22 protein-coding genes and 1 tRNA gene are annotated in these 26,393 nt (G+C 42.9%); 13 read left to right on the top strand and 10 right to left on the bottom strand.

All coding sequences use genetic code 11. The annotated features are described in order from the left end of the window. Positions 1-35: 35 nt before the first annotated feature. The 4 genes from KXD93_RS20630 to KXD93_RS20615 are packed head-to-tail and all read right to left on the bottom strand — an operon-like array spanning position 36 to position 3,596. On the bottom strand, positions 36-626 hold the full coding sequence (locus KXD93_RS20630) for an HAD family hydrolase (protein WP_258139242.1): 591 nt from the start codon (positions 624-626) through the stop codon (positions 36-38). Next, a complete protein-coding gene (locus KXD93_RS20625) occupies positions 626-1,357 on the bottom strand; it encodes an SDR family oxidoreductase (RefSeq protein WP_258139241.1) in 732 nt (243 codons plus the stop codon). Before KXD93_RS20625 ends, KXD93_RS20630 begins: the two co-directional genes overlap by 1 nt. Positions 1,358-1,362: 5 nt before the next feature. Further along, the gene (locus KXD93_RS20620; protein WP_258139240.1) at positions 1,363-2,700 is read right to left on the bottom strand and encodes an FAD-binding oxidoreductase; all 1,338 of its coding nucleotides are present in this window, start codon (positions 2,698-2,700) and stop codon (positions 1,363-1,365) included. Beyond that, entirely contained in the window at positions 2,700-3,596 is an 897-nt protein-coding gene (locus tag KXD93_RS20615; protein ID WP_258139239.1) for a decaprenyl-phosphate phosphoribosyltransferase, read from the bottom strand. The genes KXD93_RS20620 and KXD93_RS20615 overlap by 1 nt, the downstream gene beginning before the upstream one ends. Before the next feature lie 179 nt (positions 3,597-3,775). Between KXD93_RS20615 and coaD the strand changes: the two genes are divergently transcribed. Then, positions 3,776-4,237 carry a pantetheine-phosphate adenylyltransferase gene (gene coaD / locus KXD93_RS20610; RefSeq protein ID WP_258139238.1) on the top strand — a complete coding sequence of 154 codons (462 nt, stop codon included), beginning with the start codon at positions 3,776-3,778 and terminating at the stop codon, positions 4,235-4,237. A gap of 131 nt (positions 4,238-4,368) precedes the next feature. On the opposite strand, the gene KXD93_RS20605 is transcribed toward coaD, so the two are convergent. Then, positions 4,369-4,995: an NUDIX hydrolase gene (locus tag KXD93_RS20605; protein ID WP_258139237.1), complete on the bottom strand. Its 627-nt coding sequence runs from the start codon at positions 4,993-4,995 to the stop codon at positions 4,369-4,371. Between KXD93_RS20605 and pyrE the strand changes: the two genes are divergently transcribed. From pyrE to KXD93_RS20585, 4 genes are all read left to right on the top strand, one after another. Then, positions 4,994-5,641, top strand: coding sequence for an orotate phosphoribosyltransferase (gene pyrE, locus KXD93_RS20600; RefSeq protein ID WP_258139236.1), 648 nt, complete (start codon positions 4,994-4,996; stop codon positions 5,639-5,641). The genes KXD93_RS20605 and pyrE overlap by 2 nt on opposite strands. A gap of 117 nt (positions 5,642-5,758) precedes the next feature. Beyond that, the gene (locus KXD93_RS20595; RefSeq protein WP_258139235.1) at positions 5,759-6,160 is read left to right on the top strand and encodes an SRPBCC family protein; all 402 of its coding nucleotides are present in this window, start codon (positions 5,759-5,761) and stop codon (positions 6,158-6,160) included. A 322-nt stretch (positions 6,161-6,482) separates the two neighbouring features. Then, on the top strand, positions 6,483-8,111 hold the full coding sequence (locus KXD93_RS20590) for an ABC-F family ATP-binding cassette domain-containing protein (protein ID WP_258139234.1): 1,629 nt from the start codon (positions 6,483-6,485) through the stop codon (positions 8,109-8,111). Positions 8,112-8,231: 120 nt separating this feature from the next. Beyond that, positions 8,232-8,304 (top strand) — tRNA-Lys (locus KXD93_RS20585). A 209-nt stretch (positions 8,305-8,513) separates the two neighbouring features. Here KXD93_RS20585 and KXD93_RS20580 read toward each other — a convergent pair. From KXD93_RS20580 to KXD93_RS20560, 5 genes are all read right to left on the bottom strand, one after another. Next, positions 8,514-11,612 carry an efflux RND transporter permease subunit gene (locus tag KXD93_RS20580; RefSeq protein ID WP_258139233.1) on the bottom strand — a complete coding sequence of 1,033 codons (3,099 nt, stop codon included), beginning with the start codon at positions 11,610-11,612 and terminating at the stop codon, positions 8,514-8,516. Between the two features lie 4 nt (positions 11,613-11,616). Next, positions 11,617-12,669: an efflux RND transporter periplasmic adaptor subunit gene (locus tag KXD93_RS20575; protein ID WP_258139232.1), complete on the bottom strand. Its 1,053-nt coding sequence runs from the start codon at positions 12,667-12,669 to the stop codon at positions 11,617-11,619. A 9-nt stretch (positions 12,670-12,678) separates the two neighbouring features. Further along, positions 12,679-14,034 (bottom strand): TolC family protein, encoded by a 1,356-nt coding sequence (locus KXD93_RS20570; RefSeq protein ID WP_258139231.1) that lies wholly within the window; start codon positions 14,032-14,034, stop codon positions 12,679-12,681. A 61-nt stretch (positions 14,035-14,095) separates the two neighbouring features. Next, positions 14,096-14,704 carry a TetR/AcrR family transcriptional regulator gene (locus tag KXD93_RS20565; protein ID WP_258139230.1) on the bottom strand — a complete coding sequence of 203 codons (609 nt, stop codon included), beginning with the start codon at positions 14,702-14,704 and terminating at the stop codon, positions 14,096-14,098. A gap of 487 nt (positions 14,705-15,191) precedes the next feature. Beyond that, complete coding sequence (locus KXD93_RS20560) at positions 15,192-16,091, bottom strand: helix-turn-helix domain-containing protein (RefSeq protein ID WP_258139229.1); 900 nt, start codon at positions 16,089-16,091, stop codon at positions 15,192-15,194. A gap of 438 nt (positions 16,092-16,529) precedes the next feature. Here KXD93_RS20560 and KXD93_RS20555 point away from each other — a divergent pair, with 438 nt between their 5' ends. The 8 genes from KXD93_RS20555 to KXD93_RS20520 all read left to right on the top strand — a co-directional run bounded on the left by KXD93_RS20555 (position 16,530) and on the right by KXD93_RS20520 (position 26,320). Then, positions 16,530-17,108 (top strand): Crp/Fnr family transcriptional regulator, encoded by a 579-nt coding sequence (locus KXD93_RS20555; RefSeq protein WP_258139228.1) that lies wholly within the window; start codon positions 16,530-16,532, stop codon positions 17,106-17,108. A gap of 166 nt (positions 17,109-17,274) precedes the next feature. After that, complete coding sequence (locus tag KXD93_RS20550) at positions 17,275-18,210, top strand: NAD(P)-dependent alcohol dehydrogenase (RefSeq protein ID WP_258139227.1); 936 nt, start codon at positions 17,275-17,277, stop codon at positions 18,208-18,210. A gap of 268 nt (positions 18,211-18,478) precedes the next feature. Next, positions 18,479-19,897: a carboxymuconolactone decarboxylase family protein gene (locus KXD93_RS20545; RefSeq protein ID WP_258139226.1), complete on the top strand. Its 1,419-nt coding sequence runs from the start codon at positions 18,479-18,481 to the stop codon at positions 19,895-19,897. Positions 19,898-20,008: 111 nt separating this feature from the next. Beyond that, on the top strand, positions 20,009-21,028 hold the full coding sequence (locus KXD93_RS20540) for an amidohydrolase family protein (RefSeq protein ID WP_258139225.1): 1,020 nt from the start codon (positions 20,009-20,011) through the stop codon (positions 21,026-21,028). Positions 21,029-21,175: 147 nt separating this feature from the next. Next, positions 21,176-21,898: an SDR family oxidoreductase gene (locus KXD93_RS20535; RefSeq protein ID WP_258139224.1), complete on the top strand. Its 723-nt coding sequence runs from the start codon at positions 21,176-21,178 to the stop codon at positions 21,896-21,898. A 409-nt stretch (positions 21,899-22,307) separates the two neighbouring features. After that, positions 22,308-22,964, top strand: coding sequence for a 2Fe-2S iron-sulfur cluster-binding protein (locus KXD93_RS20530; RefSeq protein WP_308726296.1), 657 nt, complete (start codon positions 22,308-22,310; stop codon positions 22,962-22,964). A 37-nt stretch (positions 22,965-23,001) separates the two neighbouring features. Further along, positions 23,002-24,027 (top strand): FAD binding domain-containing protein, encoded by a 1,026-nt coding sequence (locus KXD93_RS20525; protein WP_258139223.1) that lies wholly within the window; start codon positions 23,002-23,004, stop codon positions 24,025-24,027. Next, positions 23,969-26,320, top strand: coding sequence for a xanthine dehydrogenase family protein molybdopterin-binding subunit (locus KXD93_RS20520; RefSeq protein ID WP_258139389.1), 2,352 nt, complete (start codon positions 23,969-23,971; stop codon positions 26,318-26,320). The genes KXD93_RS20525 and KXD93_RS20520 overlap by 59 nt, the downstream gene beginning before the upstream one ends. Positions 26,321-26,393 lie beyond the last annotated feature (73 nt).

The raw sequence follows: 26,393 nt of genomic DNA, 5'->3' as shown, positions 1-26,393 counted from the left end.
CAGAGCATCGCGTCTCTACCAAATCACGAATATTATTACTTTCTGAAAGGCTTAAAGAATGCCTTCGTCCCTAATACAAGCATTGCGTAGTCGCCGCTTGAGTCGCCATAACAATTGATCTCGCTATATTTAGAAAGATCATATTCAGCTTTAATCCTTACGGCCTTTTCATCCGAATTGTTATTAACGCCATCAATGCAGCCGGTAAGTACATTATTAACCGATTGAAGTTTTGTTGCTATCAGGCCAAGCCCGTTTGCATTACTCCATTTCCTGATCCAATTTTCCGGCGATGCAGATACCACCACAATTTCAAACCCCTCCGCCTTAAGCCTTTCAATTTCCTCCAGCGCACCAGGGCGGATCATGGAGGACAATGCGTTATCAATAAAACTATCGCAACTCTGCTGAAAGGATTTCAAATCAGTCCCCTTAAAAAAATACGTAAGCATCCGCTCCTTTGCTGCCTGGTTCGAGATCAACTTCAATTTTAGCGCTACCATAAAAGGCGCATTCAGCAAAAAGCCGGTATAAAAACCAGCCTTGCCCTTTTGATACTTGATCACTTCCAGCAGGGTGTCCTTTGTGGTGATCGTGCCGTCGAAATCAAAAAAAGCTATTTTCATTACAGCTTCATTTTTTTAAATTGAAACTCAGGGATATTTTTGATAATGAGCATAATATAACGCCAGAACCATTTTACATAGATGGTGTTTTTTCGCTTAACATAGGCATCGTAAACCAAAGAAGCAACCTCGTTCGGTGTTGAAGTTAATGCCTTTGGAAGTGGTAAATGTTCCGTCATACGGGTATAAACAAAACCAGGTTTTACGGTCATCACATGCACATTATCTTTAAAACATTTATTTCGCAGACCGGCCAGGTACGCAGTTAGCGCAGCTTTTGAACTTCCGTAAATAAGCTTGCTCGCTCTTCCCCTATCGCCCGCCACTGAACTAATACCTATGATGGATCCTGTTTTACGTTCGGTATAATATTTTGCAGCAATGTTTAATATTGAAACTACGCCTGTATAATTAACGTCAATCATCATTTGCGTCAGGTCCCATTCATTAAATGCGTCATCTTCCTCGTACATGGTACCGAAAATTGAGATAGTTATATCCGGTTTTGGATTTAACCGTTCAAAAAAAGCAGCGTGTGAATGAAATTGCAGCGCATCAAAGGCGTGTATAGTGCAGTCAACCTTGTAACGAATCTCAATGTCAGACTTTACCGCATCGAGCTCTGCAGGTTTACGGGCCGCCAGTTGAATATTATAGCCACTTGATGCAAATTTCTTTGCTGTCGCGATGCCGATGTCTGATGTTGCACCAAGTATAAGTACGGTTTCCATGTATGTTATTTAGTACCAGTTAATAATAAACGGTCAGATTGCGCCGACCTGATTTTCCCTTGAGGGTTGTATTTTTTTATGATAGATTTAAATCTGTCCAATTCAGGATATCCACTTTGTAACGTTTCGGGTTTCATCCGGGCATCTTTCGACATATACAGCCTGCCATTATATTTGAGCACAATTTTGTCCAGCTCATCAAGAAATTCCAACAGGCCGTTTCGCACAGGAAAATCAAGCGCCAAAGTATAGCCCTCCTTCGGAAAGGAGATCATACTCTCCTGTTTTCCAAATACTTTTAGTACAGCCAGGAACGACCCCAGGCCTTCGTCAGAAATGCGGTGCATTATTTCAATAAGTCCGTCTTTGGCATCAAGAGGAAGCACAAATTGGTATTGCACAAAACCCTTCTTTCCGTATAAACGGTTCCAATGTAAAATTTTATCCAGCGGATAAAAGAAAGGCTCGTATGATACGACATTGTTAATTTCCTTTTTAAAATTCTTACCGTAATATAAAAAGTTAAAGGCCTTAACGGTGAGTTTATTAAGTACCCACCACGGCATATTTATCGGGAAAGTTATTTGTTTATTACCAGGCATTTTTAGCGGGTCGGCTTTTTTACCTTCATCCAGGTCGTTGATAGTGGCGTGTTCACCAAGCAATAAAATGCTTCGGCCAAACCCATCTCCCTTTTTAAGGCAATCAATCCACGCTACCGAATAGGTATAGTCCTTGTAAGTATCAAAAAGGGTTATTAACTCCTGCAGATTTTTAGCCTTTACTTGCTTTTGCTTTATATACGAAGTTTCAATTTTCTTTAACCTGAATTTTACGCGACTTATAACGCCTGTTAAACCCATCCCCCCAAGTGTTGCCTCAAAAAGATCGGGATAATTATCTGCGGAGCACAAGATCATCTCGCCAGATTCAAGCACAAGATCGAATTCAATAACATGATTGGAAATTGAACCATCTACGTGGTGATTTTTCCCATGCACATCGCTGCCAAGGGCACCGCCTATTGTAATAAATTTTGTGCCCGGTGTTACCGGTAAAAACCAACCCTCAGGCACTATTACGGCAAGAATTTGATCAAGCGTAATCCCGCTTTGACATTCAAACACGCCGTCAGCTATATTGAATGAAAGTATTTTATCGAACTTAAGCGTTGATATGGTTCGTTCAGCCAATGATGCATCTCCGTAGCAGCGACCGTTTCCACGTGCGATATAAGGCTGCTCTTTTTCAATCAGCCTATCAAGTTGATCAGCAAAAACAAAAGTTTCCTCGTCACCTTCTATAACAGGGTAGTTGCCCCAATTGGCCAGTTTTTTGTTCATCAAATAAAAATTGGAGTTCTGGGTAACAGGTACAAAATTATGTAAACGCTAATTATCCATAAAAGAATGGTTACCTGGATAAAACGATCCTTGTAAAGGATATCAGTAGGTGATCCGGCGTTTTTCATCACAAAAACCACCTGCATATAACGCATAATACCGGCTATTACAAATACGCTTGAATAGTATAAACGATAGGTCCCAAGCCTGTTTATTGTTTTGGGCGACTGTGTGTAGCTAATATAGGCAACAATAATAATGGCGCTGAAAAGGCCAAGCATGGTGTTCAGGTATTCCAGGTTATAGCCTTTTACTGATTTTCGCATTTCTGTACCCGATGCTTCCTTTAAGATCAAATCATCACGGCGTTTGCCTATCGCCATAAACAAAGCCAGCAGGAAGGTCATAATAATTAACCACTCGGAACTATCCACCTGTGCGATGATCGCGCCGCTTTTAACCCTGAACACAAAACCTGATGCAAGGATCAGCATATCAAGAATAGGGATATTTTTTAGCCCGAATGAATAAGCAAGATTAACTATAAAATAAGCCCCCAATACGAACAAAAATTCCAAACCCGGATTTGCAAGGTAAGCGAATCCACATCCGGCCAAAACAAGGGCTATGCAGATGATTATGGCATGTGAGGGCTTAACCTTGCCCGAAGCGAGTGGACGTTGTGATTTTTTAGGATGCTTACGATCGTCTTCAATATCGCGATAGTCGTTTATTATATAAATACTGCTTGCCACACAACTAAAGGCTACAAAGCCCGCTAATAGGAGTTCTATTTTTGAGAATGTAAAAATATGCTTTGCGAAAAAGGGCGGTACAAAAAGAAAAAGGTTTTTTGCCCAGTCCTTAGGTCGTAAAAGCTTTATATAATATTTCATTCAGATACAGATTATGCCTAATACGAATACGGTAAGCTAAGAGTTGCGAATGTGATGGATTTAGATAGGGCAATTTAACAAATAAACACGCATAAATTACTGAAAAATGGCAGCAATGTTAATTAATTGATGATATTGAATAATGATTTATAAATTTGTTTTATAAACACACGCCGTAAATGAAAATTGCTCTTTTTCCGGGATCATTTGACCCGGTTACCAAGGCCCATGTCGATATCGTAAAACGATCAGTAGGGTTGTTCGACAAGGTTTACATCGGTATTGGTGTTAACAGTTCAAAGGCAGGGTTATTGTCCGTCGAAAAAAGAGAGCAAATGCTACGGGCAGTTTTCGAGGCCGATGACCGGATTCATATCATAGCTTATGAGGGCTTAACTGTTAATTTTTGCAAAAGCATCGGTGCGGCCTATATGATCCGTGGCATCCGTACCGTATCCGATTTTGAATATGAAAAGGCAATCGCCCAGATGAACCATTCACTCGAACCTGAAATTGAGAGTATTTTTATTGTGAGTAAACCGGGTTACTCATCCATCAGCTCGAGCATAGTGCGCGAAATCATGCGTTATAACGGCGATGTCAGCCAGTTTATACCCAAGGAAGCACTGGCGTATTTGTAGAAATACAGATGCAAGAATCAAGAAATTAAGAATCAAGATTACTAAAACAGATATTCTTTCCTACCTGTCTTGATTCCTGACCCTTGACCTATTGATTCTAAATTCTTGACTCTTGTTTCTTGCCTCTAAAACTAGTGCTTCACTCCCTCTATAAGCTTCTCCTTTACCAGCACATCCATAATAGATGGAAAGGTATTTTCAACTATAGGGTTTATATCTTCCTTTTTAAACCAGCGCACATCGGTAATTCCCTCCTCCTTTTGCGGCTTTAGGTTATTTTGTCCCTTGCACCGCATATTAAACCAATAAGTTTTCTTCAGTACAACATCCCCCTTGTATATATAGCAATGGTAGGTTTTACAGATCCTATCATCAAGCTTGCTAACTTTTATACCACACTCCTCCTCAACCTCTCGCACAGCGGCCTCTTTTGTTCCTTCCTGCTTCTCTATTTTACCCTTTGGCAGGTCCCATTTGTTGTTACGATAGATGAATAAATATTCATCATATTCATTCTCCACCAGGCCACCGGCAGCCTTAATAAGGGTTACGCTTTTGGTTACTGTTTTTAAAAAATCCTTTGAATTATTGCAAAGCACATAAAAAAACTTACTCGGGTGATTTAAAACCCAGGTGTATAGTATTTTCAGGTCAAATGCCTCTGCATCAATCTGCTTATAATTCTGTACCTTTTTAGGTTCCGATTCTGTTAGCAGAATAACTTTTTCGTTAATATAAATTCTGTATTTTTGGGCCATGTTTAATAAAACTGAGATAGAGCAGCAAGTTGCTGAATTCCTGCTGCAAATTAAAGCAATAAAATTACAACCTACCAATCCTTTTACATGGGCAAGCGGCTGGAAATCGCCAATTTATTGCGATAACCGCGTTACATTGTCCCATCCGGCTATACGCACCTACATCAGGCAGCAATTAACCAGTGCAATACAGGAACAATTTGGCGCAGTTGGCTGCATAGCTGGTGTTGCCACAGCGGGCATTCCACAAGGAGCGCTTGTTGCACAAGAACTTGGTCTTCCTTTTATCTACGTTCGTTCAAAACCTAAGGAACACGGTACAGGCAGTATGATTGAAGGCGACGTTTCATCACTAGCCGGCAAAAGAATTGTTGTTATTGAAGACTTGATCTCAACTGGAAAAAGCAGCCTGCAGGCCGTTGAAGCATTGCGCGACGCCGGTTATGATGTAGCGGGCCTTGCTGCCATATTTAGCTATGGTTTTGATGTAGCCACTGATAATTTTAAACAGGCAAACTGTCCGTTCGTAACGTTATCAAACTATAATGCACTGATTAAATATGCAGGCGAAAACCAGTACATAGCCGAATCAGACATCGAAGTATTAAAAAAATGGCGCGAGAATCCTGCTACCTGGGGGAAATAAATCAGTTGGCAGTTTTCGGTTGGCAGTTGGCAGTGAATGCTTTCTTCTGCCTAAGTTTTTCTGCAAACTTTTAATTTATTACTGCCCACTGCAAACTATAAACTGCAAACTTTTTCTATGTCTACCTTTGAAAGTAAAGTTACCATTCCAAAGCCAATTGGCGAAGTGTACAACTTCCTGGCTGATATGAACAATCATCAGCAACTGATGCCTGAAAACATCCAGGATTGGGTATCAACCTATGATACTGCAAGTTTTAATATACAAAACATGGCAAAGCTTAGCCTTGTTGTAGACAGTAGGGAAATAAATACAGAAATAAAAATCATCCCCTCAGAAAAACCGCCATTTAATCTTGAATTAAAATGGAGCTTGTCATCAAAGAATGATCAGACAGAAATCTTGTTTACCATTTTTGCAGACCTTAACATGATGCTAAAAATGCTGGCATCGGGCCCTTTACAAAAATTGGCAGATCATGAAACCAGTACCCTGGTTTCTATATTTAGCAAAACGTAGAGAATTCTTAAGGCAACGGGGGATTAATATTCTTTCCTCTTCTCAAATTGTCTAACAAAAACTAATACGTTCACTACAATCAGCGTTGCAATTAATAGTGCCATAATGGTTTATTAAAATTGGTTTATAATTAGTTAAACGTAAAGTTCAGCATTCAGGTTCCTTAATGGTGCAAAATAGTTATCAACTTATTAACAGTTAATTAATAATTAGTTGTTATATAAGCAAAGCTAAAATGATGCCAATAATGGGTTAATTGATGGTTAAATGACTTATTTATGAGGATTAAACGTACTTTTGCAGCAAAAAGTACAGGAAAAGAATGATCAACGTATCCAATCTATCTTTACGTTACGGTAAACGCACACTATTTGAAGACGTAAACCTTAAATTTACGCAAGGCAATTGTTATGGCATAATAGGCGCCAACGGTGCCGGTAAATCTACATTTTTAAAAATCCTATCTGGAGAAATTGATCCAACCAGCGGCTCAGTAGCTTTTACTCCGGGCGAAAGAATGGCGGTATTAAGCCAAAACCACTATGCTTTTGACGAATTTACGGTTATTGAAACTGTAATGATGGGTCATAAGGAGATGTACGCCGTAATGAAGGAAAAGGACGCCATCTATCTTAAGGAAGATTTTACCGATGCAGATGGAGAACGCGCTGGCGAACTTGAAAACCAATTTGCTGAGATGGACGGCTGGAATGCCGAAAGCAATGCCGCTACCCTATTGAGTAATTTGGGGATAAAGGAGGAATTTCATTACCAATTGGTAAAAGATCTCGATAACACACAAAAAGTGCGCGTATTACTTGCACAGGCCCTTTTTGGTAAACCTGACATCTTGCTGCTTGATGAGCCTACCAACGATTTGGACATCCATACCGTTAGCTGGCTGGAAGACTTTTTGGCAGGCTATGAGGCCATTGTATTGGTTGTATCGCACGACAGGCACTTTTTAGATACTGTTTGTACCCACGTAGTGGATATTGACTTTGCCAAGATGACGATTTATACAGGTAACTATACATTCTGGTATGAGTCGAGCCAGTTGGCCTTGAAACAACGGTCAGATCAAAATAAAAAGACTGAAGACAGGGTAAAAGAGTTACAGGAGTTTATCCGCAGGTTTAGCGCCAACGCCTCTAAGTCAAAACAGGCAACCAGCCGTAAAAAGGCTTTGGATAAGATCAATATTGATGAGATCCAGCCATCAAACCGTAAATATCCAGGAATTATATTCAACAACCTTGGCCGCGAAGCGGGCGACCAGATCCTGCAAATTGAAAATCTTAGCAAGTCATTAAACGGCGAAGTATTGTTCAGCAATATCCGGCTAATGGTTAATAAGGGCGATAAAATTGCCATCATCTCGCAAAATAGCTTGGCAACTACGGCATTCTACAATATTTTAACAGGCCGCGATAAAGATTTTAAAGGCGAATTTAAGTGGGGCGTAACCATAAACCCTGCCGACATCCCTATCGATAACGCTGAATATTTTAAAGGCAAAAATGACAACCTGATCGACTGGCTGCGCGAATATTCACCCGGCGAAAAGGACGACCAGTTTATCCGCGGCTTCTTGGGCCGAATGTTATTCTCAGGCGAGGAAGTATTGAAGAAAAGCAACGTACTATCAGGCGGCGAGAAAATGCGCTGTATGTTCAGCCGTATGATGCTGCAATCGGCTAATTTGCTGATGTTTGACGAACCAACCAACCACCTTGACCTAGAATCAATCACGGCATTAAATAATGGCATGAGGGACTTCCGCGGTACCATCCTGTTCACCACACGTGACCATGAATTGGTACAAACTGTGGCGAATCGCATCATTGAGCTAACCCCGGGCGGCACTATCGACAAGCTGATGAGCTACGACGAATACATCAACAGCGATGTGGTACAGAAGCAAAGGGACGAGTTATATGCTTCAGCATAGTTAATTAGCGATTAGAGATCAGAAGGTTATAAAAAAATATTAACAAATTTCTATTCTCTGATCGCCAGCTTCTTTTTTTTGAAAAAAAAATCGTTTATTTGCATCCCAGTAAAAAAATATGACTTCTTAGCTCAGCTGGTAGAGCAAATGACTCTTAATCATTGGGTCCAGGGTTCGAATCCCTGAGGGGTCACGAAATTTCAAAAACCGCTTCTAATGCATTTAGAGGCGGTTTTTAGGTTTTAAGCATTTTTTAGATATTACATTTCTAAGCGGTAGAGTCACTTTTCGAGTTCGATTCTCGTGAGGGTGACCTGATGGGACAAACTGTTAAAATTCCGTTCTGTCCCATTTTTATCTCCTATTAATAGATTGTTAATCAGATATATTGGTGCAATATCTTCATTCGCTCTTGGAGTTCGATATCTCTGTCGAGTTCAAATTTTCATTATCATCACTTTCCAAATGTGGCGGTATCAGTTTATACATTACCGGCGTTACGATCCTCGAAAGGACAGTGGAACTAATCAGTCCGCCGATCAATACAATAGCCAATGGCGCTATCAGCGGGTTAGGATTCAGGGCAATAGGCAGTAAGCCACAGATGGCCGTTATGGATGTAAGCACTACCGGCAGAAAGCGGGTTTCGCCTGCCATGTTGATGGCCTCATCAATACTATGGCCTTCGAGCCGTAACTGGTTAGTAAAATCTACCAGCAACAGCGAATTTTTAACCTGTATCCCTGATAAGCCGATGAATCCGATAATAGAGACAAGTGACATCGGGTTGCCTGTCATCAGTAGTAATACCACCCCGCCAAGGATACCTAAAGGAATGATCGACAATACAATAATGATCCCTTTAAAGGTCTTAAACTGCAGCAACAGGACCCCGATAAAAAGAAAGGTGCTCAATATAATTACGGAAAGGAAGTTGCCGCCAAGAGTATCACCTTCTGACTCGGCCTCGCCGGAAAGCTTGTAATAATAGCCCTGCGGCATCTTTAATTTATTCAATTGCGGAACAACGTCTTTCAAAATGTCATTGGCCAGTACATGCTCTTTCGTAAGCGACGTTACCTTCGCGAAACGTGATTTATTAAAATGGTTGATCGCCGTAGGCGAGGTTTCAAAGGAGATCGTAGCGATCTGGTCTACCAGCACCGGGGTGCCCTGCACATTATTAACATAGAGGTTTTTTAAAGCATCGAGGTTAGAGAATTTATCCCTTGGAAGCGTGATCACCACATTGCGTGAATCGCCCCGGTCATCAATATAATCCCCTACGGTTAACCCGGCGACTGCCAGGCGGACTACTTTGTCCACATCACTGGTCAGGACACCCAAAGTACGGGCCTTTTCTTTATCGATCTTTATTTTAACATCCGACTTATAGGTATTGAGTTCGTTGTTGACGAAGAAAGTGCCCGGATGTTTCCTCAGGATCTCTTCCACTTTAAATGAAAGAGACCGTAATGTATCCTGGTTCTCACCAAATACTCTTACTACAATATTCGCTTCTATAGGTGTTCCCTGTTCAAAATCTTTGATTTCGATCCTGGCATAAGGGAAGTCGCTGAACTTCTTTCGCAGTCGTTTGATCAGTTCCGTTTTTTCACCCGGACTTGCGTCTTCGCCCAATTGAACAAATACCTGGGCAAAGTCGGGCTTTACATCCTGCTGGTGCACATTGTAATAGATCTGGGGGTTACCCTTACCTACGTTAGAGGTATAATAGACGATCTCTTTATGCTTTTTCAATTCTCCCTCTACCAACCTGGTCGCCCGGTCACTTTCGGGGATATCTGCCTGTAATGGCATTTTAATATTGATCAGGAACATCGGTTTTTCGGACGTTGGAAAAAGCTTAAATCCGGTTTGCGTGAACAGGAAAAAGGCAAGCCCGCTTAAGGCTAATGATATCCCGATGGTGGCTTTAGGCCATTTTAAGGCAAGCGGCATCACGCGGCTGTAAGATCTGGTCAAAAATCTTTGCAGGTGCTTTAAAAAGAAATTGCCCTCGCCATGTGTATGCGTTTTTAACATCCGGCTGCCCAGGAAGGGAACAAGCGTCAAAGCTACGATCATGGATGCCAGTACGCTGGTCATGACAGCCATGGGGAGGCTGCGGATAAATTCACCGGCTATATCGGGTAAGAATGCCAGCGGCAAAAACGCGATAACCAAGGTTGCGGTACAACCTACAACGGCAGCAGCGATCTGTTGCGTTCCTTTAAATATGGCATCCCAACGCGAATGCCCTTCCCTGAGCCAGCGTTCAATATTCTCCACCACCACAATACTATCGTCCACCAGTAATCCTAACGCCACCACCAGGCCCACGATGCTCAGCTGGTTTAAAGAATAGCCTAACATGTTTAAGGCAATGAGTCCCAGGGCTAAGGAAAGCGGGATGGAGATCATCACGATCAGCGATGCCCTGAAGCCTAAGGGAAGAAGGGTTACTACCACCAGCACAATAGCCAGCCCAAAGTCGAAGCCCAGATGGCCTAAACGTTCGGATACCATATTGGCCTGGTCGAAGTTCTTAACCATGCGGATGTTCTCCGGCAGGGTTTTGCCAAATTCCTCCAATACCGGTAAATATTCTTTCTGAACGCTGGCAATATTCACATTGTCTTTCATGGCCGCCGTAACCAGGATGCAACGGTGACCGTTTATCCGTGTGATATGGTTTACCGTGCCGTCCTTATAACTTACCGTGGCCACATCTTTCAAATAGATGATCTTACCATTGGCATTATAAATAACCGTATTGGCTACATCATTGGTATTTTTGAATTTGCCGCTGGTTTTTACATTAAATACCTTGCTGTCCAGGTTAATGCTGCCTCCGGGGATATCCGCAGCCTCGCTTTGCAAACTACCCATGACCACGTTAAGCGGTATCTTCAGTTGGGCGAGCTTATCCAGCTGCATATCGATGCGGATCTCCTGCTCGGGCATACCAAAGTATTTTACCTCTTTCAGGTTGGTGATTTTCTCTAACTGTGTTTTTAAGATGTCAGCTTCGTCCCTGAGTATTTTACCGGAGGCTTGGTCTGAAACCAAGGCCACCTGTATTACCTTTACATCTGATGAGGAAACCTTTTCTGTTTTGATCAGGTAGATATCCTTGGGAAGTTCACTGTTTTTTAAAGCATTGATCTCGGTGGATATTTCCTGGTATTTATTGTCTACATCTACACCGTATTTAAACTTAGGCTGGATAACAGCTACGCCGTCTTCTACGGTCGTCAGGATCTTTTCAATATTCTCCAGGCCGTATATTTTGTTTTCGATAGGTTTTACCACCTGTTCTTCCATATCCTTAGGACTGGTGCCCGGGTAAATAACCGTAATGATATATTGCGGCGCATGCGTGGTCGGGTCTTCCGAACGGGGCATGGTGAAAAGTGTCAGTAGGCCGACAACGGCCACTAAAAGAAATATGATCAGCGTGAACTGATAGTTCTTGACTGCAAAATTGGTGATCTTCATGGCCTTACTTGATGATTTTTACGGTGGATTGTTCGTTGAGGTAGGCGCTGTTGGAAATTACGATCTGGTCTATCCCCGCTAATTTATCTTTGAGGTACACGTTTTCGTTATCAAACTTCAAAATGTTGACCGGCACCCGCTTCACTCTGTTTAACCCTACGGTCGTAAATACAAATCCTTTGTTGCCGTCGGCCTCTACCAGCGATGCATAAGGAATGACCATAACACTTTCATCCTGATGAGTGGCTATTTGCGCTTTTCCAAACATGCCCACGGCGGGCTTCACGCCGTTTAATTGCAACTTCAATTCGATCTGGAAAGAACCCAGTTCGCGGTCTGCCGCCTGCGACTTACGGAATACGGTGGCATCAAAAATTTGACCTGCATAGCCGTCGAGCGTTACTTTGGCTGTTTGTCCGGGCTTGATGATGGCCCATTCCCGGTCGGTCACACCCACTTTAAGAGAATAACTGTTATGTTGCTCGGTTGAATTGATGAGCAGAACCGGCGTCCCTTCTGCAATTACTTCTCCTTCATTCGCTATTTTCTTGCTTACAAAACCGTCAGAAGCGGCATATATTTTAGAGTAACGCTCATTAAAGGCTGTTGCTTCCCTTGCTTTTTTGGCAACATCCAAAGCTGTTTTGGTATTCTGCAATTGTTCCAAAGTGTAAACACTGTCTCTGTAAAGATTCAGTGCCCGGCTATAGTCACGTTGTGCCTTTTCTACACCCAAACTGGACTGGGCTAACCCTGCCGAAATTTCGGTGGAATTGAGGGTTGCCAGCAATTGTCCCTGTTTAAAGGACTGGCCTTCCTGTACCAGGACGCGGCTGATCACGCCGCCTATCTTAAAGGCATATTTGGCTTCATCTTCCGTACTAACCAGGCCGGTGGCCGTAACGCTGTCAGGCACTCCTAAAACAGATACCTTGGAAACCTTAACGGAAATAATATCCGGTTCGCCAATAGGATTTTTTTCTTTGGATTTTTCTTTGCAGGAAGCAACGACGATTAGAGTGGCTGCAACAAGGCTGAATAATTTTAAGTTTTTCATGATGGGTTTTTATTGAATGGTGAAACTGGCATTGGCGCGTTCGATCGCGGCATCTGCGATCCAGGTGTCGTAAAGGGCAATATTGGCGTTAAGCTGTGCATCGATCCATTGGTTCTGGGCATCCAGCAGTTCTATGTAAATGGCCATTCCCTGTTTGTATAACTTCAGCATATCCCCGTAATAGGTCTGACTGGTTTTTAATTGGGATTGTGCCGCCTCGTATTGCGCAATGGCGCTTTGCATACTGGCCTGACGTACCTTTAGCTCGGTAAGCAGTTGCTGCTGTACATAATCGGTTTGTGAGGCCAGGGCCTCGCGGTCGGCAATTGCCTCCTTCACGCGGTAATTGTTTTTACCGGAAGAGAATAGGTTCCATTCCAGGGAAACCCCGAATAAGTAATAACGGCTGTTACCGTTGAACTTCCAGTCAAAGGCCTGCGAACCCAGGTCGATAAACGTTCCTAACTTGGGGACGATATAGGATCTGGCCAGCCCGGTCAGGTTGCCGTTAATATCTGTAGCTATCCGTAATTTTGATAACTCTTCTCTACCGGTAATGCTGTTTCCCAGCAATTGTTCCCTTGCAGGCAATGTTTTAATATCGTCTAAAAGTACGCTGTCTGTAAGCGGGCGGTTAAGCAGGAAGTTAAAATAATAACGTGCTGATTCCGCTGTTTTTTGGGCACTGATGAGCGAGGCGTTGATCCGCGACACTTCGTTTTGGCTTCTGAGCACCACCGTCCGGTTTACTTTGCTGTTTTCATACAACTTCGTATTGATCCTTTGCCCTTCATCAACCAAACGAAGTGAAGATTCGTAAATACCGGTCGCGTACACGGCTTTCTGGTAATTGTAATAAGCCGTTTTGATCTCTTTGACCAGTTCGCGCTTATAAAGCAATACCTCGGCTTTTTGCAGGTCTACCTGCTGCTTTTTGATCCGCTTGTTATAGATCAGTTCCGCATTGAGAATTGGAAGTTTGGTATGGAACTTGGCATCATAGAAATTGTCCGGGTTAAGCAGGATACTTTGGTTTTGCAGTTGTGGAAAGGAATTGCTCCCCGTCAGCCGGTTCAATGTGGCATAAGCGCCGTTGAGCAGGTCGCCGGTGGGAAAATCTATGGTACGCCCGCCATCAGCTTTCGTGTAGGTGGTGGAAAAGGTAACCTCAGGCAAAAACATGCTTTTGGCTTCCTTTAATGCATAGATATTTTTTTCGAGCACAAAGTTTTGTTGCTTGATGCTTTGATTCGTGGCAAGTCCTTCCTGAATGTATGCGTCCAGCTTGCCCTGCCCATACACCACCGGAGTGACAAAAATTGCCATCAGGACAGGAGCATAATAATAAAAGATTCGATTTTTCATGATGTTAATTAATCATTGTTATAAATTTAAACAGTGTTCAACATAATATTAAAAAAATAGGCTAACTCTTTTCGAGCAGAGCAACAAAAGCCTCATAGCCGTTCTCCATCAATTCCTCATCGGTTTTACCACTAAAGCTCGTGTTACGGTGCTTACAGAAAAGTGCGCAGATGCCATGTACCACGGAAATGATCAGGAAAGTAAAGTATTCTGTGTCCATATCCTTGAATTTGCCTTTCTGTTGACATTCCTTTACCATTCCCTGCATATAACTGATCGCCTCTTCGCCAATCTGGAATCCCTCAGGCAGCGAATCTTTTACCGGTTCGTCAACAATGAACATCAGATTATAATAATCTTTGTTCTCCTGCGCAAACTGGATAAAAACGCGGCCGGAGGCCTTTAACCGTTCAAAAGGATCGCCGACCTTTTCCAGTACTTTTAACTGGTTAAGCAGCAGACGAAAGCCCTCCTTGTGCAATTCATGGAAGATCTCGCTTTTATCCCTGAAATAAAAGTATAGAGAGCCCGGACTATAGTTGATCTCCTGGGCAATATTACGCATGCTGGTTTTTTCATAGCCTTTCTCTAAAAATATTTTACGTGCACCATTAAGGATGCGCTTGTGCATTTCCTGCTTCTCTTCCTGTTTTCGTTCTGCTATGCCCATTTAAATGATGATAAGATAAAAATATTAGATCCGCTGGCACCTGTGGTGAACGCTTTTTTCATAATGGTCCGTGATTGATTAATTTAAAACCGATGCAATATTATTAAACAGTGTTCAACAAAACAAATTTAATAATCGCTATTTCGAAATCTGACATTAAAAACAGAAAACAAGACATCATCGGTGGATCTATTTGCGGATCAGGGATTAACGTGGAGATTCCGAAGCGATAGACTACCTCATTCCGAAAACCACAAACAGGCATTTCCGGAACACTTTGACCACCTCAACTTTCTGGGCGCTAATTGGGATTTTCCTTCTTATCAACAAACCCCGATGCTCTAAGGAGCACGAAACAGCCTGGTCAAGCCTATCGTAATTTCTAGTTTGGACACACAACGGATCAACACCATTTTGCGGCCATTCTTCACTTACCGGTGGATGAGTGCATTCTGCTCGCTCGCTACTTACATCCTACGCCTACCTATCAATTAAATGAAGTCCGGTATTCGTTGGGTGAATGCCCAACATGCTGTTTAAAGAAACGGGTAAAATGGGATGGATACTTAAAACCAAGCTTATAAGCAACTTCACTTACTGATTTGCTGACATCAAGTATCTGTTCTTTCGCGGCATCAATCAGTTTTAGCTGTATATACTCCTGTGCTGATTTCCCCGTCTCTTTTTTTACCAAATCTCCGAAATATTTTGGAGACAGGTTGAGTTGAGCTGCACAATATGAAACTGAAGGCAATCCCAGGTTTTGCAGCTTTTCCGACTGGAAGTAATCGTTCAGTAATCCCTCAAATCCAGTCAATACATCCTTATGAATATGTTCTCTTGTGAGAAACTGCCGGTCATAAAACCGAACGGAATAATTCAGGAACATTTCGATGTTACTTACGATCAATGTCCTGCTGTGCTTATCAATTGGATGAGCTAATTCATATCGGATCTTATTAAAACACTCCAGCACTATTTCTCTTTCTGCATCGGATACGTGAAGCGCTTCATTGACATCGTAAGAGAAAAAACTGTATTCGTTAATGCATTTGCCAAGGTGGGTTCCGCGGATCAAATCGGGATGAAAGAATAATCCCCAGCCCGTTGGCTGTATCATGTTTTCGCTTTCGTCAAATCCAAATACCTGCCCGGGTGCAATGAAAAGAAGTGTTCCCTCTTCGTAATCATAATGACTGCGGCCATATTTTACCTCCCCGCACTTCTCGTCTTTTAAAAAGATCATGTATACGTCCGAAATATAACGTGCCTCTTTTACGGGCTTCGACAGTGACTGGTCAAGAACACTAACTAATGGATGCAGGGTCTTTTGCCCACGGTCATTATTGATCTGGGTCACACTTTCAATTCTGAGGGGATTTCCCATGACTTCGGTTATTTGAAGTGAAATTAGATTAAGTATTGCAAACAATCTTACAAAAATACTCCTGAACAGAAATAATGGTAAGAGAAACAGGAATCTGTATAACAATCTGATGCAAAACTATAAAGAACTTCGCCCCTTAGAATGATCTATTGAATCATTTGATATAGTTCTGCAAATAAAGTCACCTGGCAAAACTTAGTTTAACCTTGTTCGAATACCCTGATATGTTAATCCATCCAGCACTTATTTGACTAGCCGGACAAACGGCAGATCACAATTTATACTAATTTTGGATCTAACAGTGTAGGAAATCGCTATTTTGTTTTTCATATGGCCATTTTCAATCCATAAGATTACTTACTTTTAATTAACGAATTTTCGTTTAATTATTCCCATTTCAAATTTGATACATCAAGGGTTTTATAAACCTTAATTAAAATGAACATTGATATACTTTATACTCATATCTGCTCTTACGTTCAAATATCCAGAGATGAATTTGAGTTCTTTTTTAACCTGTTTAAACCGGTTTATTTAAAAAAGGGTGAGTTCCATTACGTAGCCGGTAAAGTTCCCAAGTATTGGTCGTTTACTTTAAAAGGCTGCTTGCGTGAATATTGGATCGATACCGAGGGCGACGAGAAAATTTTCCAATTTTATGAAGAAAATGCATGGGTTGGTCAGATCCAAAGTATGGTAACGCAAAAGCCTACGGACATGAACCTACAGGCACTTGAGGATTGCGAATTATTGTGTATAACAGGCGATGATATGTGTAACGCCGTAAAAACACCATGGATTCAGAACTTTACAATGCATAAGAGTTTTTCTGATAATGCCTCCATAATGGAAAATTCAAACCGAATTAAATCGGCATCACCTGAAGAGCTGTATTTGGAAATTCTTAAGGAAAGACCATCCTTATTGCTGCGTGTTCCACAGCACTATATTGCAAACTTTCTTGGCATCCGGAAAGAAACCCTAAGCAGGGTTAGAAGAAGAGTTGCCCACCTATGATTTGTTGATCCAAGTCAACGACATTCAATTTCCGTTCCGGTAATTTTACAGCGAAAAACGATCACCTCAATGTTATCGATATCGCGCTTTATCCGCGCGACCTGATAAGTCATTGAGTGACTGACCGTTTTTTCGAATAATAAATTTTCAAGAAAGAATTAAATCAATGAAAAAAATAATCTATGACCAATACGGCAGTGTCGACGTTTTACATTCCGTGGAGGTAAATAAGCCAATTCCCGATACACAACAAATTTTGGTTAAGGTAAAGGCAGTTTCTATTAATCCTATTGACTGGAAGATTTTAATGGGTGAGGTCAAAATGATGTCAGGCAAGAAATTCCCAAAATCTGTTGGCTGCGACTTCTCCGGAACAATAGAAAGCACAGGTATGGGTGTCCAAAAATTTAAAGCCGGGGATGACGTGTTTGGTGTAACAAATCCTTTTAAAGAGGGAGTCCTTGGAGAATACATCCTGGTGAATGAAAAAGAAATTGCTAAGAAGCCTACAGATCTGCCATTTGAGCAGGCTGCTGCAATACCAACGGTCGGCCAAACAGCTTCACAGATGCTCACAAATAACATTAAAGGGAAGGAAATTTTGATAAATGGTGCATCTGCCGGAGTAGGAATGTTTGCTATACAGATTGCTAAAAGCCAGGGAGCGATTGTAACGGCTGTTTCAAGCGCAAAAGGACATCATTTGTTGAAAAAATGGGGTAGCGATTATGTGATTGATTACAACAAAGAAAAAGTGACGGACTTAAAGAAAAAGTTTGATGTTATCATTGAACTCTCTGTAAAATTACCTTTCAGCCAGGCTAAAAAATTAATGAAAGCAGATTCAACATATTTTACCGTAACCCCTTCGCTATGGAATTTTGTGCATTCATTTTTTAATAATATCGTATCTAAAAAGAGACACGAAGTTATTTTAATGAAATCAGATACAGAAAGTTTAAATCGCTTGGCAAACTATACGTTAAACGGTTTTGATATTCACATTAGCAAAACCTATCCCATGTCAGATTATAAAGAAGCTTATAAAACCATAATCAAAGAGGGAGCTTTAGGCAAAGTCGTTTTTAATATCCCATCTTAAAATGCCCGTTTTAGCAACTATTTTTTGATATGCACAGGCCTTATGAAACAAAGTCATAAGGCCTTTTTATTGGGTCAAAGGTATTGTAAACAATCTTACAGAAATACTCCTGAACAGAAATAATGGTAAGAGAAACAGGAATCTGTATAACGATCTGATGCAAAAGTATAAAGAACTTCGCTCCGTCCAATGATCTATTGAATCACTCGACATCAATGATATAATTGTCAATCTAATAATCTACCCCAATAAATATTAAAATAAAAAAATGAATATAACAAAAGGCGCAAAAAAAGTCTTATTCGTAGTAACAAGCTGCAATGTTAAAGGAGCTACAGGTATCCCAACAGGATTTAACCTGAGCGAAGTTACACATCCATTGGAAAAATTGGAAGCAAGCGGCGTTGTTGTAGATATTGCATCTATAAAAGGCGGCCGGGCCCCGTTAGATGGTTTAGAGGATTTCAATGATCCGGTTAATGCCAAATATTGGGCAGATGCTGATTTTCGTAAAGCTCTCGCGAATACCCTGAAATTAGATGATGTAAAGGCTTCAGACTATGACGCCATATTCTTTGCAGGTGGTCACGGAACCATGTGGGATTTCGCTGATAGCCCCGCGATCTTAAAGTTAGTACCGGAATTTTATGAGTCCGGGAAAATTGTTTCAGCAGTTTGCCACGGCCCCGCAGCTTTGGTAAATGTAAAACTAAGTGATGGCGCATATTTGATCGCAGACAAAAATGTGGCAGGCTTTACTAATGGTGAAGAGGAAGAAGTGCAATCAACCAATGTAGTTCCATTCCTGCTGCAGGATGCTTTAATTAAACACGGCGCTGTTTACAAGCACGCGCCCAACTGGAACAATAACATCGCCATTGATGGCAGATTGATTACGGGCCAAAATCCGCAATCTGCCGCCAGCGTAGGCGAAGCCATTGTAAAAGCGCTTAAAATTAACGCTACCGGCGCATCAGCACCTAAACCTGCATTTTCAAATGCTGATGTAAGTAGTGTTTCTCCTGCGTTAGGCAAGTATATTGCTGAAAAATTAGTCGGCGAAGTTTGGGAGCGTCCGGGTTTGTCCAAGCATGACCGTTGCATAGTTGCTTTATCAAGCCTGATAGCAAGAAACCAAAGTAATGCAATGCCCCATTACTTTATTAAAGCGCTGAACAACGGTATTACACCGGGCGAACTTTCAGAGATTATTACTCACCTTGCTTTCTATTCAGGAGTGCCTAACGCCATGTCGGCTGTGGCTGTTGCAAAAGATGTATTTGCAAACTATGGAATATCACAAGCAGAATTACCTTCAATCGCCCCGCTGACGCTTGATAAAAATGAGGCTTTACCGGGCGATGAAAACAGGATAGCTTTTATTCAGCAAAACATCGCCCCAATAGCAAAAGGCTTTGCTAAATACACCAATGAATTATTGTATGGCGAAGTTTGGCTGCGTGCCGGATTATCATCAAGAAGCAGAAGCCTGGCAACAGTATGTGCAATGATCGCGGCCGGGGATATTCAATTTCTGGGAATGTACATGGGCAGGGCTGTTGAGCACGGCATTACCAGGCAGGAAATGGGTGAAGCATTGACTCAACTGGCATTTTATGCAGGTTGGCCTAAACTTATTTCTGCGTCAGAAATTGTAAAAGAGGTATATGACGGTGCAGGTAAATAATTTCTTTCATTAGCACCAATTTCCTAAAAAGGAGTTTGGGATTAAAATCCCAGGCTCCTTATTTTAAAACAGGACTCCATGAGTCTGGTTTAAACCATCACTAAAATAAACATGAAGCCATTAAATAAAATAATTACCATTGAGGAGCATTTTATCCTGAAAAGCATCTCGCAAAAAGTAACCGCATTCAACATCAAAGAAAATGGTGGGACAGCGCCCAACGATTTAGTGCAAAAGGAGTTAATGAAAATTGGGCCAACCAGCGATGATATGGAAGATGTTGGAGAACGGCGGCTAAAATTTATGGATGAAAGCGGTATTGACATGCAAGTACTGTCATATGGTGCCGGAAGCCCTCAAAATATAACAGATAAAACCTTAGCTCTTGAACTTTGCCGGGAAGTCAATGATGAATTAGCTAATCTGATAAAACTGCACCCAACGAGATTTGCCGGCTTTGCCACTTTGCCCGTTGCCGATCCAAGTGCGGCCGGAGAGGAGTTGAACCGGACTGTGAACGAATTAGGTTTTAAAGGCGCAATGCTTTCAGGAACTTTCAATGGTCGCTTTTTTGATGAACCTGAATTTTTACCCATTTTTTCCAAAGCCCAGGAACTAAACGTCCCTGTGTATATGCACCCTGGTTTCATCCCCCCAAATATTGCAGCACACTATTATCAGAGTAATAACTGGCCTGCCGTTGCAGGGGCTATGTTTGCATCGGCAGGATATGGCTGGCATTTAGATTCAGGAATCGCAATTGTCCGGTTAATTGCTTCGGGTATTTTTGACAAACTGCCCGATTTGAAACTAATTTCAGGACATTGGGGCGAACTGGTTCCTTTTTTCCTGAATCGCTTAGACGATCAATTAAGCAAGACTTTAACGTTAGATCGTAAAATCTCCGGCTATTATAAAAGCAATATCTATATCACACCAAGCGGGCTTTTTTCTGAAGCTCAACTTAAATATGTGATTGAAGAACTGGGGGCCGACAAAATTATTTATTCAGGTGATTATCCCTATTTAATAGATAAAAATACCGGGCGATTTCTTGAAACGGCGCCTATTTCACAAGAGGCCAAAGAAAAAATCGGTTATAAGAATGCCGAAAAATTGTTGGGCTTATAGCCTGCTCTCTGTATGCCGCTAGTCAAAAAGTGTATATGTCGGCGCTAATCGGAATAATGGTAAATAAAACAGGAATCCGTATAACAGTCTTGAGCGAAAGTATCAAGAGCTTTGTTCCTCAATACGAATAATACTAACGAAAAACTAATGAAATTATCAAACAACAAAATCTTGATCACTGGCGGAGCCACTGGCATCGGTCTGGGATTGACTGAAAGATTTATTCAGGAAAATAACCAGGTTATTATTTGCGGCAGAAGGAAAGAAGCGCTGCAAGAAGTGTCTGACAAATTCCCTGGCTTAATAACCAAGGTTTGCGACTTATCAGAGGAATCCGAACGTATAGAACTTTACCACTGGATCGCTGAACACCACAGTGATCTGAACGTATTGGTAAACAATGCAGGTATTCAAAACTGGGTGGATATTTCTGATGAGCGCTTTTATGATAAAGCGAAAAGCGAAATTGAAATAAATGTTATAGCTCCCTTACATTTAACTTCACTATTCACCGGACTCCAGTCTCTGGATACCGTCATTAATGTAACTTCTGCGTTGGCATTTTCGCCACTTACGAAGGTGCCTGTTTATTGTGCCACAAAAGCTTTTTTTCACTCGTTTACTCTTTCATTGAGGCATTTGTTGAAATCAAAAGATATAGTGGTCATCGAAGTGATCCCACCCGCCCTCAACACTGACCTGGGGGGCAAAGGATTGCACAGCGAACACCCTGCTGTTGCTGATTTTATTAATGCAGTGTTTCAACAATTAAAAGAAGGTAAGAATGAACTGACTTTTGGATATAGCGAAATGCTATCGAAAGCAACGCCAACTGAAATTCAGGGGATGTTTAAAAGAATGAACCCATAAGAATTCATCATGATGTGTTTGCGAATTGGTTAGCCCCGGGCTGCAAGTATTTGGTCATCGAAAGCGTTTTCAGCAGCATTCAGTGCCACTTTTAGAATTTTATGGCACACAATTTACCATATCTTATACAGAATCTGACTTAATATATGCGGTGGGTTTTTATTACTCAACTTAATTGGCTGAATAGCCAAGCCCCCTCAAACAATCTTTATTAGCATGTGTTTAAAAAAAATAGGAAACTAAATCTCAATTCAGGAATATCCTCAATCACACGTTTATGGAAGAACAAGCTAAACTCCCTGACCTCACAGAAGCAGAAAGGAAAGCATTGGAAGAACTCATGCCCGATGAAATGAGCGAGATCATTACATCAGGTATCAAACGCCGGCACTTCCTAAAACTCTTCGCCGTGACCGGTGCCAGTTTACTAGCCGCTCACCTGTTAGGCATCGAACAATTGATGGCCCGCAGCGCCCCGATTGAACAGCAAGCACCGGTATTCATCGAGAACGGGATCAATATATCCTTTAAAGTTAACGGCAGTCCGCAACATTTGATGGTTGATTCGCGCATGACGCTGCTTGATACGCTGCGGGAGCGCCTTAATTTAACAGGATCAAAGAAGGGTTGCGATCATGGCCAGTGCGGTGCATGTACGGTGATCGTAGATGACAGACGTGTGCTATCTTGCCTGACGCTCGCCGCGACCTGTGAGGATAAAAAAGTTACGACGATAGAAGGGTTGGCCACCGGCAACGAGCTGCATCCTATGCAAGCCTCCTTTATCAAACACGATGGGTTCCAGTGCGGGTATTGCACTCCCGGGCAGATCTGCTCGGCCGTTGCACTAATGGATGAAGCAAAAAACGGCGAGGCCAGTTACGTAACCGCCAATGTGCGCAATAAAAACAAGTCTATTAAACTTTCCGATGAAGAGATAAGGGAACGCATGTCGGGCAATATCTGTCGCTGCGGTGCTTATCCAAATATTGTAGATGCCATCCGGGAAGTTCATGGCGATAAAGCAGTAGCGCAGGTTTGGCAGTTTGCCGACGGAACCATTTAGATCATACCTCCTTTTATTACTCAAAAAAACGTCCGTTATGAGACCATTTAAATACTCAACTGCACCCGATCCCGCTACGGCGATCGGACTCGTGTCTGCTAATCCGACAGCTAAGTACCTTGGCGGCGGAACCAACCTTGTGGACCTGATGAAAGAGGATGTGATGCGCCCTGCCGAATTAGTGGACGTGTCACGGTTAAAATATGCCAAGATCGAAAAGAAAGGAAGTGGCGTTTCTATCGGTGCTACCGCCACCAATGCTTTCACAGCCAACGATGATCTGATCCGTGAAAATTACCCATTGCTTGCAATGGCAATACTTGCGGGCGCCAGCGCCCAGATACGCAATATGGCTACCAATGGCGGTAACCTGAATCAGCGTACGCGATGCTCTTACTTTTATGATGTAAATATGCCTTGCAACAAACGCGAACCGGGCACGGGCTGCGGTGCATTGCATGGCGTGAATAAAAACCATGCAATTTTTGGCTGGTCGGAAAAATGTGTGGCCACTTATCCTTCTGATATGGCGGTAGCACTGGCCGCGCTGAATGCCGTTGTACAAGTTGAAGGCGTTAATAATACAAAGCGAAGTATCCCATTTGCAGATTTCCACAGGCTTCCCGGCGATCATCCTGAGCTAGATAATAACCTGAAACAGGGGGAATTCATTACATCTATCGATCTGCCTGCAAACAAGTTCGCCGAAAAGTCTTATTACTTAAAGATTCGTGAACGTTCTTCCTACGCATTTGCACTGGTTTCTGTTGCCGCGGCTTTGGTAACAGACGGCAACAAGATAAAAGAAGTGAGGATCGCCCTCGGCGGAGTAGCGCATAAACCCTGGCGCGCATCTGTTGCCGAGCAATGGCTGATTGGGAAACACGCTACGGAAGCAAACTTTAAGGCAGCAGCAGCGGCCGAACTGAAAAATGCGCAACCATTGCAGCATAATAAATACAAGGTAGCTCTGGCCGCTAAAGCCATCATACGCGCACTTGAAGGTGCGATGCAGGGCGGCGCCTACGGAACCATGGAAGCAGATTCAACAAGCAAAAATTAAGATCATGAGTGAAACAGGTAAACCAATAAGCCGCATTGACGGGCGCATGAAGGTTAGTGGTAAGGCGACCTATTCTGCAGAGTTCAACCAGCCAAACATGGCTTATGCTTTTCCTGTGCGGGCGACAATCGCAAAGGGAAAGATCGCATCCATAGATGACGCTGTTGCTCAAAAAGAACCAGGTGTAATTGCCGTGATCAGTTATAAGAACGCACTGAAATTAACGCCCCTCGACATGCAGGCGCAGATGAAGGCCGGTGCCGGATTTCTCGGCGAAAACCTGCCGCCGCTTCAGGATGATATCGTGCACTATCCCGGACAGTTCATTGCCGTGATAGTTGCCGAAACTTACGAGCAGGGGCGCGCAGCCGCGTATAAACTGAAAGTGCGTTACACAGTGGAAAAGGGTGCCGTTGATCTGAAAACTGAACTTCCGAACAGTAAAAAACCGAAGATGTTCATGGGTGAAGAGGCTCAGGTCAATGAAGGCCAGGCCGCTGCTCCGCTGGCCGCCGCCTCCCAAAAAGTGGATCATACTTATTCAACACCAGCCGAACATCATCACCCGATGGAACCGCATGCCACGGTCGCGGTTTGGGAGGGTCCGAATAAACTTACCTTATATGATGCCACCCAGGGAGTTGGGCTTACAAGTTCTATTGCAGCATATTTTCTGGGCTTAAAAGCGGAAAACGTAAATGTCATTGCACCTTTTGTTGGCGGAGGATTTGGCTCTAAAGGGCTCTGGCTGCACACCTTACTGGTGGCGATGGCCGCTAAGGCGGCGAGCCGCCCGGTTAAGCTTGCCCTAACACGGCAGATGATGCAGACCAATGTTGGTCACCGTGCAGCAACAATTCAGCGTGTTGCGCTGGGCACAGATGCTGCCGGAAAATTAAGCGTAGTACGGCATCATACGGACACTTATAATAATCTAACCCAATTCTTTGAACCCAGCGGAAAGCAATCGCTTGTTTTGTACCAGGCCCCGCTTCGCGAGGTAACCTACAATGTAGCGCAACTGAACCGCAGTACCCCAACGTTCATGCGTGCCCCCGGTGAAACTCCGGGCACCTTTGCCCTCGAGTCAGCTATGGATGAGATGGCCTATCAATTAAAGATGGACCCCATAGAATTCAGGATCAAAAATCATACGACAAAAGACCCCATGAAGGGGCATGACTTCTCCAGCGAATTCCTGGTGGACTGCTACCGTATTGGCGCAGAAAGATTCGGATGGTCGTCCCGCAGCATGCAGCCCCGGCAGAAACGGAACGGAAAATATTTGGTGGGTTACGGAATGGCAACAGCGACCTATCCCGGAGGAAGGAGTGCCGCATCTGTAAAGGTGCACATGAATTCGAAAGGTGATGTGACGGTGATGACCGCCTCTATCGATATCGGCACAGGAACGTATACCGTGCTGGCGCAAACTGCGGCGGATGCACTTGGTGTACCGGTGGACCGCATCGATGTAAAGATCGGTGATTCCAGCCTTCCCCCTGCGCCACTGGCCGGTGGCTCACAAACCACCGCGAGTATCCATCCTGCAGCATTGGAAGCCTGCATGTTGTTAAGAAAAGAACTTGCTGCCCTGGCAATCGCTGACCCTGCTTCTAAACTAAATGGTCGCAAACCGGAAGAGATCGGTTATGCGGACGGTAAACTTTTCGTAAAAGGCGATGATCAAAAGGCCGACACTTATTTGAATATATTAAGCCGTGCAAAACGAAGCGAGATCGAGGCTTGTGCGACCACTTTGCCGGTCTCAGGTGCTGGTCTTACTGTTCCAAGTGCGCTTTGCACGCCAAGCCAAACTCCGCCGGAACAAAACAGCGATACCAAGCAGTATGCTTTTCACTCGTTCGGTGCCCAGTTTGCCGAAGTATGGGTAGATGAAGACTTTGGCACCATCCGCGTTAAACGCTTTACCAGTGTTCAGGACGTAGGCCGGATCATGAATGAGAAAACAGCGCGATCGCAGATCATTGGTGGTGTGATCTTCGGTATCGGAGCAGCACTCATGGAAGCAACTGAGTACGATAAACGCTGGGGAAACCCGGTAACACGAACATTGGCCGATTACCATGTGCCAGTTCATCTGGATGTCCCGCCGATTGACGTTCATTTTATTGGGAAACCAGATCCACATATTTCACCTATTGGCGCGCGTGGCATTGGTGAGATCGGGATCACGGGGGTATCTGCAGCTATTGCGAATGCTGTATTTAATGCAACAGGTAAAAGATTGCGGGATCTCCCATTAACACCGGAGAAGTTTTTTGATGTATAACATGTGTGAAGGAGGGTGTTTTTTATCTCAGTAATAGGGATAGGATGCATATTCAGAAAGGTTTGGACTGGCG

The sequence above is a fragment of the Mucilaginibacter phenanthrenivorans genome (assembly GCF_024721155.1).
GTDB classification, from domain to species: domain Bacteria; phylum Bacteroidota; class Bacteroidia; order Sphingobacteriales; family Sphingobacteriaceae; genus Mucilaginibacter; species Mucilaginibacter phenanthrenivorans.
The sequence above is the reverse complement of the archived record's forward strand: the minus strand, read 5'-3'. Positions and strand labels throughout refer to the sequence as shown.